The sequence below is a fragment of the Sphingomonas sp. GW821-FHT03E12 genome, assembly GCF_059420685.1.
In genome coordinates this window covers 393,211-409,620 of sequence record NZ_JBWKUF010000002.1, presented here as the reverse complement: position 1 = coordinate 409,620, position 16,410 = coordinate 393,211, and the positions used below count along the sequence as shown (strand labels likewise).

Annotated in this window: 12 protein-coding genes and 1 tRNA gene; 11 read left to right on the top strand and 2 right to left on the bottom strand. The window is 60.9% G+C overall.

Annotated elements, in window-relative coordinates:
* Nucleotides 1-58: 58 nt before the first annotated feature.
* From moaA to AC07TU_RS07425, 3 genes are all read left to right on the top strand, one after another.
* The gene (moaA, locus tag AC07TU_RS07435; protein ID WP_495187282.1) at nt 59-1,057 is read left to right on the top strand and encodes a GTP 3',8-cyclase MoaA; all 999 of its coding nucleotides are present in this window, start codon (nt 59-61) and stop codon (nt 1,055-1,057) included.
* Nucleotides 1,054-1,827, top strand: a complete 774-nt coding sequence (locus tag AC07TU_RS07430; RefSeq protein ID WP_495187281.1) for an NAD kinase — start codon at nt 1,054-1,056, stop codon at nt 1,825-1,827. The genes moaA and AC07TU_RS07430 overlap by 4 nt, the downstream gene beginning before the upstream one ends.
* A 77-nt stretch (nt 1,828-1,904) precedes the next feature.
* Nucleotides 1,905-1,979, top strand: a tRNA-Asn gene (locus tag AC07TU_RS07425).
* 440 nt (nt 1,980-2,419) lie between these two features.
* On the opposite strand, the gene AC07TU_RS07420 is transcribed toward AC07TU_RS07425, so the two are convergent.
* Nucleotides 2,420-3,958 carry a DNA sulfur modification protein DndB gene (locus AC07TU_RS07420; RefSeq protein WP_495187280.1) on the bottom strand — a complete coding sequence of 513 codons (1,539 nt, stop codon included), beginning with the start codon at nt 3,956-3,958 and terminating at the stop codon, nt 2,420-2,422.
* Nucleotides 3,959-4,404: 446 nt separating this feature from the next.
* Between AC07TU_RS07420 and AC07TU_RS07415 the strand changes: the two genes are divergently transcribed.
* From AC07TU_RS07415 to AC07TU_RS07385, 7 genes are all read left to right on the top strand, one after another.
* Nucleotides 4,405-4,590 (top strand): ribbon-helix-helix protein, CopG family, encoded by a 186-nt coding sequence (locus tag AC07TU_RS07415; RefSeq protein ID WP_495187279.1) that lies wholly within the window; start codon nt 4,405-4,407, stop codon nt 4,588-4,590.
* Complete coding sequence (locus tag AC07TU_RS07410; RefSeq protein ID WP_495187278.1) at nt 4,587-6,074, top strand: DNA cytosine methyltransferase; 1,488 nt, start codon at nt 4,587-4,589, stop codon at nt 6,072-6,074. Before AC07TU_RS07415 ends, AC07TU_RS07410 begins: the two co-directional genes overlap by 4 nt.
* Nucleotides 6,071-8,038 carry a DNA double-strand break repair nuclease NurA gene (locus tag AC07TU_RS07405; protein ID WP_495187277.1) on the top strand — a complete coding sequence of 656 codons (1,968 nt, stop codon included), beginning with the start codon at nt 6,071-6,073 and terminating at the stop codon, nt 8,036-8,038. Before AC07TU_RS07410 ends, AC07TU_RS07405 begins: the two co-directional genes overlap by 4 nt.
* Nucleotides 8,039-8,051: 13 nt before the next feature.
* Nucleotides 8,052-9,788 carry an ATP-binding protein gene (locus AC07TU_RS07400; RefSeq protein ID WP_495187276.1) on the top strand — a complete coding sequence of 579 codons (1,737 nt, stop codon included), beginning with the start codon at nt 8,052-8,054 and terminating at the stop codon, nt 9,786-9,788.
* A 15-nt stretch (nt 9,789-9,803) separates the two neighbouring features.
* A complete protein-coding gene (locus AC07TU_RS07395; RefSeq protein ID WP_495187275.1) occupies nt 9,804-10,331 on the top strand; it encodes a very short patch repair endonuclease in 528 nt (175 codons plus the stop codon).
* Between the two features lie 440 nt (nt 10,332-10,771).
* The gene (locus AC07TU_RS07390; RefSeq protein ID WP_495187274.1) at nt 10,772-12,532 is read left to right on the top strand and encodes a DUF6119 family protein; all 1,761 of its coding nucleotides are present in this window, start codon (nt 10,772-10,774) and stop codon (nt 12,530-12,532) included.
* A gap of 215 nt (nt 12,533-12,747) precedes the next feature.
* A complete protein-coding gene (locus AC07TU_RS07385) occupies nt 12,748-13,491 on the top strand; it encodes a hypothetical protein (protein ID WP_495187273.1) in 744 nt (247 codons plus the stop codon).
* A 178-nt stretch (nt 13,492-13,669) separates the two neighbouring features.
* Here AC07TU_RS07385 and AC07TU_RS07380 read toward each other — a convergent pair whose 3' ends face one another.
* Complete coding sequence (locus tag AC07TU_RS07380) at nt 13,670-15,217, bottom strand: recombinase family protein (protein ID WP_495187272.1); 1,548 nt, start codon at nt 15,215-15,217, stop codon at nt 13,670-13,672.
* A 569-nt stretch (nt 15,218-15,786) separates the two neighbouring features.
* Between AC07TU_RS07380 and AC07TU_RS07375 the strand changes: the two genes are divergently transcribed.
* Complete coding sequence (locus tag AC07TU_RS07375; protein WP_495187271.1) at nt 15,787-16,374, top strand: CC0125/CC1285 family lipoprotein; 588 nt, start codon at nt 15,787-15,789, stop codon at nt 16,372-16,374.
* The last annotated feature ends 36 nt before the right edge of the window (nt 16,375-16,410 follow it).

Below are 16,410 nucleotides of genomic sequence, written 5' to 3'. Positions count from 1 at the left end.
CGAATCAACCTAACCCAAGGCTTGCTGCGAAGTCATCAACGGCTTAGCTGCTTATTTCATGGCGACCGCGCCCGCCCTGATCGACCGTCACGGCCGCACGATCCGCTACCTCAGGGTATCGGTGACGGACCGGTGCGATCTGCGTTGCCGCTATTGCATGGCCGAGAAGATGTCCTTCCTCCCGCGCAGCGAGCTGCTGGCGCTTGAGGAAATCGCGCTGATCGCCGAGCGCTTCATCGCGCGGGGTGTCACCAAGATCCGGCTGACCGGTGGTGAACCGCTGGTGCGCCGCGACGCGATCGATCTGGTGCGGCGGCTCGGCCGTCACATCGGGAGCGGCCTCGACGAACTTACCATGACCACCAACGGCACCCGGCTGGCCGACCATGCGGAAATGCTGGCACAGGCCGGGGTGCGGCGGATCAACGTCAGCCTCGACAGCCGTGACCCGGACAGGTTCCGCCACATTACCCGCCACGGCGATGTCGCGCAGGTGCTGGACGGGATCGCCGCGGCGCGCGCAGTTGGCCTGTCGGTCAAGATCAACATGGTCGCGCTCAAGGGCCTCAACGATGTGGAGATCGCGCCGATGCTGGCCTGGGCGGGCGCCAATGGCATGGACCTGACGCTGATCGAGACGATGCCGCTGGGCATGATCGACGAGGATCGTGCTGACCGTTTCCTCCCGTTGACCCAGGTGTTCGACGATCTGGCGCAGCGCTTCACGCTGACCCGCGACGATCATCGCAGCGGCGGTCCGGCACGATATTGGCGGGTTGCGGAAACCGGCGCGCGGCTTGGCCTGATCTCGCCGCTCACCGGCAATTTCTGCGAAAGCTGCAATCGCGTGCGGCTGACGACCGAGGGGAAGCTGTTCACCTGCCTGGGCCATGAGGATCAGGTCGATCTGAAGACAGCGATCCGCAGCGGCGGCCTCGCCGCAGTTGACGCCGCGATCGACGATGCGCTCGCCGCCAAGCCCGCGCGCCATGATTTCAGCGTCGCGCCCGGCGCCACGCCCGCCGTACGCCGCCATATGAGCGTGACCGGCGGATGAGCACTATCCGCCGGGCGCTCGTCGCCTCCCCGACCAATCCCGCCGAGGTCGCCGCGCACGAGCTGCTTGCGGCGCATGACTGGGTGCATCCGGACGAAGCCGAGATGATCGTCGCGCTGGGCGGCGACGGTTTCATGCTCCAGACGCTGCACATGCTGCTGGAGAAGCATCGCGCCCTGCCGGTGTTTGGCATGAACCTCGGCACGATCGGCTTCCTGATGAACGAGTGGCGGCCCGACGGGCTGGATGCGCGCCTTTCCCGCGCGCGGCCGTTCAAGGTGACCCCGCTGGTGATGACCGCAACCACGGTCGAGGGGGACACGCATGTCCTGCCCGCGATCAACGAAGTGTCGCTGCTGCGCGAGACGCGCCAGACGGCGAAGCTCGAAGTGACCGTGAACGATCGCGTCGTGCTGCCCGAGCTGGTCTGCGACGGCATCCTGGTCGCCACCCCCGCGGGATCGACGGCCTACAACCTCTCGGCGCACGGGCCGATCCTGCCGCTGGGCTCGCAGATGCTCGCGCTGACGCCGATCAGCCCGTTCCGGCCGCGGCGCTGGCGCGGCGCGATCCTGCCCGAAAAGACGCGAATCTCGCTTCAGGTGCTCGATCCCGGCAAGCGCCCGGTGAGCGCAGTCGCCGATCAGCGCGAAGTCCGCGACGTCGCCCGCGTCGATATCGAGATCGACCCCAAGCGCGATCTGACGCTGTTGTTCGACCCCGAGCATGCCCTGGACGACCGGATCACGATGGAGCAGTTCATCGCCTAGGACGATCTTTCTAAAATTGTTGCCCGGCCCGCTTGCCAAGCCCGAAACCCCCTCGTATAGGCGCCCCTCGCTGGTGTTCCCTGATAGCTCAGCGGTAGAGCTCTCGACTGTTAATCGAGCGGCCGTTGGTTCGAATCCAACTCAGGGAGCCAACCTTCTGGCGTGTAGCGCCAGCCGCAGAAAACTGCGGTTTCTGGGTTCGATAGTGATGAATTTTCATTCGTCGCCTTTCTAAATCACTGTTTTTATAGAGTTATTTTTTCGACTCCGTTGCGGGGCGTGGACACCTTTGGTTCGCGAATCAGAGGATCTGCGTCCTTCCTTCTATGTATGTCGGCAGCTCGGATTGATCGAGGTGACGCGTGCCGCCAGCTCTCGCCAAACGATCCACTTACGATCGAAATTGGGCCGGTTGCGGTCTGGCAGATTCCAGGCAGCCAACTTGGGATAGCCGCCATTCCCAAGCGCATCCTCGCATTGACGGCCTCCGACTAATGCCAGTCGTCCGCGCTGAACGTCTGGTTCTGACGGCAGCGTGCAATAACCGGCAATTGTGGCCAGCCCTATCAGTGACGGAGCTGGCCACAATCGATCAGGCCGCTTCCTCAGGCTCGGGCTGCTCGTTGCCCATGATTTCTTCCAGTGTTTTCCGCATTGCGATCTCTTCCTGGAGCTTCACGAGTGCCTTGCGCTTGGGGAGGTTCAGCTTGAACCGGATCATATCGCCGATGTGGCGAATGATGTCGTTATGCTTCGGACCGAAGCGCATCAGCCCACTGGTTGCATCGTAGTTGCCGAGGTCGAGATTGATACCGGCCTCCTCGGGGGTGACGGCGTCCGCCATGCCAGGGCAGAAACTGTCTTTCTCCTCCTGAGTCATTTCGAAGTACCGCCACATCGGATTGGTGTGAGAGAAATCAATCTCACCATCTTCGATGGCGGCGAACAGCCGCTCGAGATGCTCAGAATCCTGATCCCGGCCATAGGAGAAATCGTAGACCAGCTTCGCGAGCGACTTTAGAACCGCAGGCTGCGCTGCCACCGTATTCTTCTTAGCGCCTGCAGCACCCCAGTTCGGGATTTGAGCGATCGCCTCCCAGAAGCGCGTACCGTAGGATTCCTTGGCGTTGATATCAGCCGGCGTTGCACCATTGATCGTCGTCTTATTGAGGAAGAGCAGCGCGTTGATTGCGACCAGATCTTTCCGCGCAATAACACCTTCATCCTTGGCCCAGTCGCCGGCGTTATCCGAGTCGACCACGGTGGCCGTAAGGATTTCGTTGCCAATCAGCTGTTCTTTGATGAAGCGGTTGACCGGGTTCGAATTGTCGAACTCATAGGCCAGACCACCTTCGACGGTTTTGCCCAGGTTGTTTAGATCGTGGAACAGCTGACGCTCCTGATCGATGTCGAGACCCAGATGCGCCTCAACGACAATCGAACAGTCTGAACGAGCGATCTCGAACGCCGTCGCCCATACCTTGGCTTCTTCAGCCGTCGGTTCACGCCGCGGGTCGTCGGTCGGCACGTAGAGGACCGGCTTCCGGGGGTAGCGATTGTTGTTCACGACCGACTTCAGAAACTCGAAGACCATATCCATCGCGAACCGGCGATGTTGCCCGTCGATGATCCAGAGGACGTGCTTATCTGAAAGATAGACGGTGATGACCCCGCCGTTCTTCTCGAACCGCAACCCATCGCCTCCGAACTTGCAGTTGCGGATGTTGGCGGTCACCGGCTGCATCGAGATGTAGGGCTGTGATCCGATCTCCTTCAGCAGCCGCTGGAGCGCCGCCGGAATCGCTTGGCCAGCCTTTTCGAGAGACCGCCGCGCGGTATCGAGCAGGCCCTTGAGGATGAAAATCGCCAGCTTCTTAGCGTGCGCCTCGTCGAGGCGACGCTGGGCCACGGGCTGGTCATTATACGCAGGTACCGCTGCCAGATTTTGCTTATTGGCGACTTCGGAAATCTCGTAGAATGTCGCCATGGGCACGCTGAAGATCAGCGTGCGATTGCCCATATTGGAGCCGACCAGAACGTTAAAAGGGCGACCCGTATGGTCGCCGGTATCAAGGAGCGAGTCGAGACTGTTAGTGACAGTCGCGGCGCTTTTAGTTACGTCAGTAATCATCGCTAATTCCTTCTCGTCACGGGGATGGGTAGCGGTCTGCGCGACCGGCGGTTTTCCAGACACTTCCGGTCGCGCAACACCTCAGCGAGAGTCGGAGTCAGCCGCTCTCGCCATCCGATATCCTATTGATGCTGTGCCACGGCATACTTCCTCCTTCTCGCCACGGGCGGGTTTGAGCTTCTGCCGCTTGCGGTTTTCCAGACACTTCCAGCGGCACCGCTGGGCTAACACAATAATCATCCTGGCGTCAAGATAATTTGCCCTGGCGTATATTAAAAACAGCCAGGGCGTTTATAATTTTGTTTGAGGAAGTTGGTAGCCACGCTCGGGCCGGTGCGAGGACCTGATAGCTGACGGCCACCGAGAGCTGGATCCGGCGTGAAATCAAGCTTCTCCGGAACGCACCTTAGTGATACAAAGTGGTGCACTTTACATCATGGTGGGGCATGGCACGCAGATCGATCCGAACCTCTGTAACGCTTCCAGAGCGATCGTATGCCGAGGTTCAAGCGCTGGCGGAGGCGAATGACGTGTCGACGGCCTGGGTCATCCGCCAAGCGGTTCTGCAGTATCTGTCGGACGGTAGCGGCCAGCGCGAATTGCCGCTTGCTGCGCGGAGAGGCGGCCGATGACTGCGATCGAGCGCAAAATCACGCGCCTGCGTTCCGGGCGGCCATTGCGTGTCCTCGATCTGTTTGCAGGGTGCGGTGGTTTCTCGCTGGGGTTTCAGGCAGCTGGCTGCGAGATTTCTGCAGCCATCGAATTCGATGCCGATGCCGCCCGGTCGCATGGCGCTAATTTCCATCCGGGAGATGCGCGACACAGCATCGCGCGCGACATCACAACCACGCCGGCATCGGCGCTCACCGCAAGTCTCGGGCTTGGCGACGTATCGTTGGCCTTCGACATTCTGATCGGTGGGCCACCCTGTCAGGCGTTCGCGCGCGTGGGCCGGTCCAAGCTTCGCGAAGTGGCCGAGCACCCTGAGGCGTTCCGGCATGACCCGCGCGCACGTCTCTACATCGAGTATATGCAGTATGTCGCTGACTGCATGCCGCTCGCGGTGGTGATCGAGAATGTCCCCGACATGCTGAATCATGCCGGTCACAATCTCGCCGACGAGATTTCTGAAGTGCTGACGGGCAAGGGATACAGCTGCGGCTATACGCTGCTCAATGCAGCCTACTATGGTGTGCCGCAGATGCGTGAGCGCATGTTTCTAATCGCCATCCACAACAGCCTCACTGCCGACATCAGTTTTCCCGAGCCCAGCCACTGGATTGACTTGCCGCCCGGCTATGAAGGCGCGCGCTCGGTGGCGCTGAAGCTGCTGAACGGGATGCAGCTTTTCCGCCCCAATCCCTGGTACATCCAGCCGCCGGTGGCTGCCCCTGATCTACCGGCGGCGATCACGACGCGCCAGGCGATCGAAGATCTTCCCGCGATCGATGCCCGGGCGCAGCTTCGCGAAGGCACCTTGCGGCGTGGCGCGCGCCGGTTCGATCAGGCCGTCAGCTACGCTGCCGCCGGAGTCACCGCCTATGGCACGATGATGCGGAGCTGGCCGGGTTTCGCAGGTGCCGCTGACCTCAAAGATCATGTGATCCGTTACCTGCCGCGCGACTATGCGCTGTTCGCGCGGATGTCCCCCGGCGACCAGTATCCGCAGGCCGTGAAGAAGGCCGAAGAAATGTTTCGAGAGCGTCTCGAATTGCTCAAAGCACTGGGTAAAGCGCCTGCTGCAGGCACCGACGCGTGGGAGAAGCTGCACGCATCGATCGTGCCGCCCTATGATCCTGGCAAGTTTCCAAACAAGTGGCGCAAGATGGAAGCCGATGCCCCCTCCAGGACTTTACTCGCGCACCTCGGCAAAGACGGATACAGCCACATCCATTATGACAGCGCGCAGGCGCGCACGATCTCGGTGCGCGAAGCCGCGCGGCTGCAGTCTTTTCCTGACGGCTTCGTGTTCAGCGGGACTATGAACCCGGCGTTTAAACAAATCGGCAACGCCGTGCCGCCGCTGCTCGCCAAGGCGGTCGCCCGAAGCGTTCAGGCCCAGATCATCGCGGGCATCATGCAACCGCCCGTCCGGCTGGCTGGCGGTCAACGGTGAGCGGCGGGGACACGGAGATCATTGTCGTCCGGTCCCTGGCAGGATCGGACCTGGGCCTGTTCGCAGCGCATCGCGGTGAAGCGCGCAGCAAGCAGCGCGCTATCAATATCAACGTGCCGGTCGCACAAGCCATGCTGGATGAGGCAGGTTTCAAAGCCGGTGGCGCAACACTGCAGTGCACATGCCTGTTCGGCGACATCCGCGTCGAGGGGCCACGGCTGCTCAGCAAGGTGCATAAGAACTGGCGGCTTGGCGGCAGCAAGATCGAGGGCGCGGAGTTCGGCCAGCTGGACGCCCGCGACTTCGCGCTGATCCGTTCGCTCCGGCACAATGACGGGTCGAAGCCGGTGACGATCGCCTTCTATTCGCGCAACAGCGACCGGGTCATCCATGCCGGCATCGCCGCGATCGTCGAGCGCCATCTCAACCGCAGCACGGCGATGTTTGACGAAGGCAGCGATGCCTTTGCCGGACTGTCGCGCTACTGCCCGCCAGCTACCGCCCCCACGAGCAAAGGTGCAGGAGGTCCGCCACGGCCTGCGCCGCGTCCAGCTGCGCCGGCATCAAGTCCGCGTGCGAAAACCGTGCCTCCGATGCCCCGCGACGACGCTGGCGCTCAATCCCCGCGCACGATGGAAGAGAAATTGCGCACGCCGCATATTCTGGAGCGGATGCTGCAGGTCTCCGCCGATCTTTCGGCGCCCGCGCAGCTGCGCTTCATGGACACGGTGCAACAGCTTGCCGCCGGTTTGCGCGCAGTGCTGCTTGAAACTGGCGGCATCGTCAGGCTTACGCGGGATCATCCCGCGACGTGGCACGCAGTGCGTGGCAAGCCGGTCGGGTTCGTGGACGGGGGTCTCGCGAACCTCTCAATGCTCGGCTCGGCGCCGATCGCTGCGAGGGTTGGCGGCTATGTGGTGACGCCGGGCGACACCGCACCGTCGCGCGAATCCTTCCGCATGCTCAAATATCTGATCGACGAGCTTTATGCGACGGAACAGGCTGGCGTCTTCCGCGACAGCTTTCCGGACATCGGTGCGCTGCGCGATGCGGCTCGCATCTCGATCGAGGCAGCGGGTGCGGTGCGCTTGGTTAGCGAGCGGCCCGATCTGGGCTGGGTTATGGTCCATGGTGCGCTGGTCAATCCGGTGTCGCGCTACACCGATGTCATGCGCGATGAGCAGGTCCGGCACAAATTCCCCGACTTTTCGCAAGGCGCGCTGGCCGAACTGCTGCCGCCGGACGAGCCTCAGCGAACCGGACGCGACGCCAATTTCGTGAGCGTTTATCTGCGTCAGCTTGAACTGCTGCAGCAAAGTCCGGCGATCGTCTGCGGCGTGGTCGAACGCGAAAGCTCCACGACGTCGGTGATCCGCGCGGTCCTCGACAGTCTCGACGACCACCGTCTGCGTGATTTGCTGCCGATGCCGCCGCATGAATGGAAGCAGTGGTTCAGAAACGCAGTCGACCCGTCGGATGACGATGAGTTTGAAGGCCAGCGCATCACCGACCCACTGCTGTTTCGCTGCGTGCTGGAGCCGGGAGAAGCCCTGGTCCCGGTCACTATCGACCGCAACGAAATGCGCCGAGCTCCTAAAGCGTGGCATGACAAGATCGGGCAGTATCCGCAGCCACTCGTCTCTTATCTGCAGGCGACGCCGTGGACCGCTCCGGTCCGGATCGAAATGTTTGCGCGTGATCGCGAACGTTTCACAGAGACCGCCAACCTGATTTTCCACTGCGCCCTCCTGCTGCCGCGTTATGCGTTTCCGGTCGGCCTAGATATCGTCGACAAATTCGCAAAGGTGCCCGACTGGATGAGCCGGCCCGTAAACACGCGCACCGCCGTTGTTGCTTTGCGCCGGGCGCTCGACGATCAGGATGCAAAGCTGTTCGATACGTTGCGCACCATGCTGTGCGGCTCCGGCCGGGAGTGGATGCTGCGGCCGGGCGTGATGAGATAGATCTGGGGGGATAATGGCGGACGGAGCAGAGACAGAAACAGGCACCTGGCGGCCGGTCGGAACGGTGGTGGGAAATGCCGGCACGGCGGAGTTCACCTTCATTCTACGCCAGTTCCAGGCGAAGGTCGGCGATATAGTTGCGCTCGGCATGGACGTGCCCGACGGTTCCTATGCGGCGCAGAATCGTATCTATGTCTGGGCGCGGATCACCGACATCCGCCGCTTCAATCCGTTCTTCCCGTTCGAGGCTGCGCAGGAGATCGCGGGCGAAGGCATCTCGCTTGAGGATACGGTGCTGTCGGGAACGCGCGATCAGCTCGAAGCCAGCGCGCTGATCCTGGGCGCCACCAGCGAGGGCAATCTCGCCGCGCTGTTTCCGCTGACCTATCCGGTGAAGCCGGCGTCGACAGTGTTTCATCCTCCAGCAGAATCGATCCGCGAGCTGCTGCTGGGCGAGCATACCGAAGAGCGCAAGGTCGCCATCGGCTCGCTGATCGCGCGTAGTGACGTCGAAGTAACCCTCTCGGCGCCCAAGCTTGTCGCGCGCCATCTTGCCGTCCTCGCGATGACCGGCGGTGGTAAGACCGTGGCTGCGCGGCGTATCCTGCGCGAGCTGATCGCGCATGGCTATCCGCTGGTGATCCTTGACCCGCACGGAGATTATATCGGCCTGTCCCAATGTCGCGAGGCGCTGCAAGCCGAAGCACCCGGTTGCGACATCCGGCTGTTCTTCCCCGAGCTCCTGATCCAGAAGGATGGCGAAGGACTGGTCACCCGACTCATCGCGCAGATGACGAGCGGCGTCACCGACGCGCAGGGCGACTATCTGCGCGGGCTGTACGACCGCAAGCGCGCCGACGAGGGTGAAAAGGCGCTCTCCTACATCGGCAAGCTGCTGGCGCAGACGCAGACCGATATCAGCGGCACGTCTGCGCCCACTGGCACTGGTGCCGGCAACTGGCGCGGCACAGTCGGCGCCGTCGCGCGCGGACTGCGCATCGTGCTCGACCGGTTGCAACGGATGGAGCGCACCAGCGATCAGATGCGGGCGAGCAAAAAGCTCAGCGCGCTGCCCTGGGAAGCATTGCCCAATCCGTTCAGCGCGCCGGAAAAGATCGTGCGGCCCGGTCAGGTGTCGATCTTGTACCTCGGCGGCTACGACCATATCACGCAGAATTCGATTGCGGCGATCACGCTCGAAACGCTGTTCGAGCGCCGCGCAGACCTCTCTGACAGGATCCCGCCTTTTTTCGCAGTGATCGAGGAGGCCCATACCTTCATTCCGTCATCGCGCGAGGCGACCGACGAAGCGGTTGCGCTACCCGTCATCCGGCGGATCATCACCGAGGGGCGCAAGTTCGGCACTGGGCTGATGCTGATCTCGCAACGGCCGAGCCGTCTCGACGAGACGATCATCTCGCAGTGCAATTCCTTCCTGATCCTCCGGCTCGTTAATCCGCGCGATCAGTCCTTCGTCCGTTCGGTGATGGAGAATCTCACGGAGTCAGATGCGCGCATGATTCCCGGCTTTGGGCCAGGGCAAGGCATCGTCAGCGGTCAGGTCGTGCGGTTCCCGCTGCCGGTATCGGTAAAGATGGACCGGGATCTGCTACTGGCCGAGATCGGCGACGAAGATTTCTTCGATCAGGTCGCAGGCTGGACGCCCGATCGCGCGACTGGTGTGCGCGACGCCATTGCCGAGACTGTCACACGGGTCACGTCGACGCGCCGGCGCAGCAAGCGGAGCTGAGGGCGGACACCAGCTATGGCCGATGTACTCACGCCGGCGCAGCGGCAGCTTAACATGCAGCAGATTAGATCGCGCAATACGCAACCAGAAATCTACGTACGGCGACTCCTGCACCGGCACGGTTTGCGCTTCCGGCTCCATCGTCGGGATCTGCCGGGCCAGCCAGACATCGTGTTGCCGCGCCACCGGCTCGCACTCTTCGTCCATGGCTGCTTCTGGCACGGGCACATATGCGCGCTGTTCAAGGTGCCCGCAACGCGAACAGAATTCTGGCTAGCCAAGATTGCGGCCAACACAGCGCGTGATCAGCGCGCATTCGAGGCCCTCGGTGCGCTTGGCTGGCGGCGCGGCTGCGTATGGGAATGTGCATTAAAGGGGCCTGACCGTCTCAGCGAGGAAGTGCTCGGAAACATGCTCGCCGAGCTGGTCAGAAGCCATGTGCAGACCTTCGAGGTCCGTGGTGAGGTCGCGGCCGCCGGAAGGCAGAGGAGGCGTGACACGCGGCCTCTGCAATTCCGCCGATCCAGTGACGGTGATGACTGATACCGATCGGCTGCAGATGCGCCGTCGCGCGCGAACCAAAGCACCAGGTGCTGACCGGCAATGTCAGACAGATTGCCGACATTAACGTTGCCTCGCCAGAGCATCGGGGTCCCAATGTTGATCGTTCGGCGCATTGCTCTCAATAGGATGGACGAACGGCAGGTTTCAGGCTCGCGCGGAACCAAACTGATCGACCGCATTCAGGGCGCATTGCCGTCTGGCAGGTCGTATCAGACCAGACCAGTCGCAGCGGGGAGCTTTTTAGTGAGCCATTAGCTGGTCGGAGTTCTTAGTCGAACAAGGCCGAAGCGGCTGATCTTTCCTTGCCGGCAAATGAATTGTCTCCCTACCCGGCTAGACCATAATCGTTCCACGACATCTAGCTGCTGCGCGCTTGCGTTCGATTAAGTCGGCGCTAGCCTCTTTGAGGGAGAGGCAAGATGGCGGATGAGGACGGTGAAAAGGAGCTAGGCCAGATTTCGCTTTATCTAGCGAAGGAAGGTAGACCTTTTGAAAATGTGATCGATTTCGACACGCTGGCGAAGCGGCACCAGAGCACCGAACATCAGTTCGAAGTCGACGATGCTGCCTGCAGGTTCATTTATTTCGAGACCTCCACCAAAAAAGCCAATCCACCCTGGCTCGACTTCATCAATGTCCAGATTGCCGCGACCGATCAGAAAAACTTCGCTGCCTGGAGTCACAGCGCCAATGGCATCCTCGCAATAACCCTCGATAGCCGGCTTTTCATCGCGACGTTCGGCCGCAGCGCTGGATCTCTGATCCAGCGCAAAGAGCTCCAGACAGATTTCGGCATCCGGACAGCGATGAACCTATGCGGCAATGAGGAAATTCGCCAGACGCGGACACAGAGTCACTCGCTGACCCCGACGCATATTGACCGGCAAGTCGCGCGTCCGTCGCAGAGCTTTGTGTTCGGCCTCAGCGATTCTGAGGATCTTAAGTCGATCGCCGCGCACCTCAAAGGCAATCCGCTGGTCACGCTGCAGGGCCGTGACCATCTGACTATCAAAATTATCGGTAGCGAGAAGCTTAGCTGGGACAGGCTGATCGAGCAGTGTCGCGGCTTCGCGGCAGCCTATGACAGCGAGGATTTTTCCAGCCTCTTCCCCAATTACCGCAACTTCAAGCCTGCCGATGACGAGCAGATCAAGCTGCTCGACCAGGCGCTGATTAACACGTTGCGGGCAAAGGACCTCGAGCCCGTCCAGCTGTGGATCCCAGAGCTCATCGCCGACGACGATTACAGCTTCAGCTATTCTGACAACCCCAAGCGCGACAATCGTATCTACGCCTTTCTCGATGCTGCGCAGCTGACGCGCGCAATGAATCTCGACAAGGTCACGATCAAGATGCTCCACGCCCGGCGCATCTACGCTTATTCGCATCAGGAGGACCGGGTTCTCTCGTACAAATGGTGGTCGATCTACGACTGCGTGCTCTTCGAGCATAAGCTCGACGACAGCCATTTCATCCTGAGCGGCGGGGCTTGGCGCCAGGTCGAGGGAAATTTCTATCAATCGGTCACTGACTTCGTCGCAACCCAGGTGCGAGAAGAAGTGTGCGAGCCGCTTTATGCCGGTATCTCGATTGCCGACCTGACCGCGCGCAAGAACCGCGAAGCGGTGTTCAATACCCAGGCCTGCGTGCTGCGTCCGCAGAGCATCCGCTTCGACCAAGCAAAGCTGCGAATCGGATCAAGCCGGCAGGACAAGGAATTCTGCGACATTCTCGATCTGACCGACGACGGCACGATGCGGATCATCAATTGCAAGCCGTACAAGGGATCGTCATCGATCAGCTATCTGTTCGCGCAGACCCGATTCTACTGCGACAGCTTCCTGCACGATCCGGTGTTTCTGTCGGAGATTCTCAATTTCGTCGGGAAAGCGCCGACCCCGGCCAGGGCCGACTATTTGGCTCATATCAAGGCCGACATCCGCGAAGTGGTCGGGAGCGATTATCAGGTCTGCGTCTGGCTATTGTTCGACAACAAGAAGCCCCAGCCGACTCGCGCAGGCCTCCCGTTCATGGCGCAATACGAGCTAAAGCTGATGCAGGAGCATTTGCGCAACCATTGCAAGTTCGCAGCTGTCGTTCTTCGCTTTATCCCGGTCCAGTTTGTCAATTTCGAGCGCGATGCCAAGCCGACCAAGAAGCAGAAAACCACCGGCGGTTAATTTGTGTCCACGGGCAAGTCGTTCTTGTCCGCTGTTTTGCTGAATAATAGCAGGTGCATGAACATTGAGCCCGATCCTGAAACGGGGAGGAGTTAGGATAGTCCATGGCCAAATCGCCTCGAAGGAAACCGGCCGTGATCTCTCGCTCGCGGGTAAGTGCGCTCCCTTTCTGCATTTCCGCGACAGCATGGGTTGACCTGCTTGGCTACGGGTCGATGATCGCAGACGCTGAGTTGAACCCGATCGACCCGCGCGCGAAAGCGGCGGTGACGCGGCTTCGGACTTTCCACCGGATTGTCGCCGAGCATAGCGGTCGTTACTTCAAGACCCTGGTCATCAATGACGGCGCCGTCGCGTACCGTGACCTCTCGCTGCGGGACAACGGTGTTACACATGATTTTCTCCAGCGGTCACAACAGCTGTTTGATGCCATCTCGGAAAACGAGCGGCGAAATAACTGGCCTGGCGCTAGGATGGTTGTGGGACTTGGATTCCGTGCCCGAGGCAGTAGGCGCGGAATCGACGATGTCGAACGTCGTGTCGGCATGATCCTCGCCGAACTGGCCGCTGGCAATATCGGTGCTGCCGAGGCGGTGCGCCAAGCGGCGAGTATCCAGCGCTACTCAGACGGCATCCCGCAGTTGCAGGCAAACTTTGCGTTCACCCGCTCGTACGTAGCGGACAGCGCCGGTTCGCGCGCTGGCCTCGGAGGACCCAACATGTTCGTCGATACGGCGATGTTCGAAGACGGGATTCCGCCCAGCTGGGTACATTGCGGTGTCGCCATACCGTTTCGAGAAGAGCGCTTGGCTATAGATTGTAGCTTCGTGTCTGTGACCAGTCTCACAGCACCTGGAAAGATCGGTGATCGCATCCCAGGCCTAAGAGATGGCCTCGAAATCGGCGAAGCGATTGCGCCAACGATGGCACTCCGCACACTCCTGCGGACCTCGCGCTGATCACGTAAGTCGAGAACACGTCATAAAGCGCGTCTAGCTGTGCCCTATCATGGTCACCTAAGCCGACAACCGCTTTCAGGCAACGCAGTGATCCGACTGAACGTGCGCAATTGGGGCGGAAAGCCGCCACATATTTGGACGGCTGCCCCACCCGACAGCCGCACCATATAATTGGCCTCTAAGCCGCAATCGCGCTAATCCGCCAACCCTGTCGCTCGTCGTTCGCCCTTGGGCCGTGCGTCTGGTGTAATCGCAGCGATGCATCGTACCTCGCAAGCAATCGCTTCACAGTCCGATCAGGTGATTGGATCGCCATGACGAGCTGCGAAATTTCCGAAGTGGTCTCCGGTGTCAAAACGGCACGCCAGCTAGCTCCAGCAGCGACCTCAGCAAACAGATCAAATGGCTTCGCAAATACGCCTGTCAGCGTTCCGTGCGCCCAAGTGCAACGCGACAGCAACAGTTGCAAGATCAGGCGTTTCACCTCTGGCGTGAGTGCACCAAAGCCAGTGTGTGCGGTGCGTGCCATCGACAATAGAGGGATGGCCTGTTTGGTGAGATCGTGGGCTTCAGCGCACTCAATGGCCGACGCTCGGACGACTGGATCCCCAAGGTCAACCATTCGCGACTGGCCGCATAATTGCGCCCGCAACATCTCAAACGCCGCGTCGCTCATCCTCAGCTTTGCGAGCAACGCGATGAACTCCTCCTCGAGCCGCTCCTGCCGCACATAGGGTTCAGGACATTTCTGCCGATAGCCGGAGCAGTGGTAGTAGATGTACCTGCCTTTCTTGATCTCGGCGACGAGCGAGCATCCGCAATGGCCGCATTTTACCAGCCCGCGATACACAAATTCTGGAACCGTTGAGCCGACCGGCTCGTGGCTCCGCCTGTCGAGAATATCTTGAACCGCTTCCCAAAGGGCGGTCATCACGATGGCGGGATGCTCGCCCTGATATGTTACGCCAAGCCAATCGAACGCGCCGGTGTAGATGCGATTGCGCAGGATGTTGTGGACGGTCGCAACCGCAATCGGTTGGCCCGACTTGCGATACGATAGACCAGCTAGTCGCGCTTTGGCGGTGACGGTCTTGAGCGAATACTCGCCGGTACTGAACCAATCGAACAGCCGCGACACCAGAACCGCTCGCTCCGGGTCGCATGCGATCACTCGCCGTCCGCTGTCATCGACGGTATTCAGGTAACCGATCGGCGCTCGTGTCTGCTGCGCCTTTTGCCGCATGCCCTTGCTGCTCTCTTCGCCGAGGTTGTCGATGTACGCCTTGGCCATCAGCACCTTGATGCCGTGGACGAACTTTTCCGACGAGCGGCAGTCGTCGGACATGACGACATTCTCTTTGACAAAATGCACCGCGACACCGAGCTCGTCGATCGTCGCCCAGTCCTTGATGTTGCGGTAGAGTCGGTCAGTTTTCTCGACGAGGATCGAACGAACCCGCGGGTGCTTGCGCAGATATCGCAGCATCTCGCCGAAAGCCGTGCGCCCTGCCTTCCGTGCCGTCTCGACGTCGGTGTAACGCTGGACGATCCTGATCCCGTTCTCGTTAGCGTAGTCTTCGATCAGCTCGACCTGGGCCGGGATCGAGTACCCTTCCCGCTGCTGATCCGGCGTCGATACCCGGGCGTAGAGGACAGCCTCTAACACGGCGCTATCCCTGCGAACCTCACGCCGTCCAAATCGCCTGCCGCTATTCTTACTGCTCACTGTGTGCTCCGTTAAATGGGAGCGGACCAATGAGAGCAGCGAACGGCCAATGCCACACGGTGTGGCGCGTCTAACCCGACGCCGGGCAGCCCTCCGCACTCGGCATCGGGCTGATCGGCATGCCGAGCGTCACAGCATTGGCAATCCTGACCCGATTGGAACCGGAGACCCTGTAATCCACGATGAGGCTCGTGTAGAAACGGACAGCCGCCGTCAGCAATGGTGCATACTCCGACAGCCGTTGCAATAACTCGACATTTATTCTAAACGACTTCTAATCACTTGCGCTCCGCATCCTGCTTCACGCATTCAAGGCGCAACACAGAATCTCGGATCAATTTTCGATCTTCAATTAATGACTTTCGAATTACTTCCACGAACGGGAGCCAGCGAGATTTCCTCGAAAAATCGCCACCAGACCGCGCCGCGCCGATGTGCCCCGCGCGGTTACGGGTCTGCGCTTGCCGCTCCGTTCCCGAATGATCGTTCAGCGAATGGACATTTGCCTTATGCTGTTCGTTACAACCACATATCGGCACGAGTCGCCGCAAATGATTAGGAGGAAACTCATGCGCACCAGTCAGTCCCGCCGTTCGCGGGTCGCGGCGCTTGCCCTCGCCCTGGCGTCGGCGTCCGTGCTCGCATCCTGCGCGACGCCCACACCCTATCAGCCCGCCACAGGCAGCGGCTCCTACCGCACCGGCTATTGGGACGAGCAGATCGAGAGCGACCGTTTCCGGGTCACCTTCGCGGGCAACAGCCTCACCTCCCGCGAAACCGTCGAGCGCTATCTGCTCTATCGCGCCGCGCAGCTCACCGTCGAGCGCGGCTACGACTATTTCACGCTTTCCGACCGCGATACCGAGAAGAAGACGCGGACCTATGTCGATCGGCCGTTCAGCTCCGGCCCCTGGGGCTATTGGGGGCCGTCGTGGCGCTATTACAGCCCGCGCTGGGGCTGGCGCGGCTGGAGCCCCTTCTATGGCGATCCCTTCTGGGACCGCGACATCGATGTCCGCACGGTCGATCGTTATGAGGCGAGCGCCGAGATCGTCGTCGGCCGCGGCCGCAAGCCCGACAATGTCCGCGCGTTCAGCGCGCGCGAGGTGCTCGAGAATCTCGGCCCGTCGATCAGCCAGCCGCCGCGTCCGCGCTAAGGCGAGCTGAAGGCAAAGAGAAAGGGCCGTCCGGGC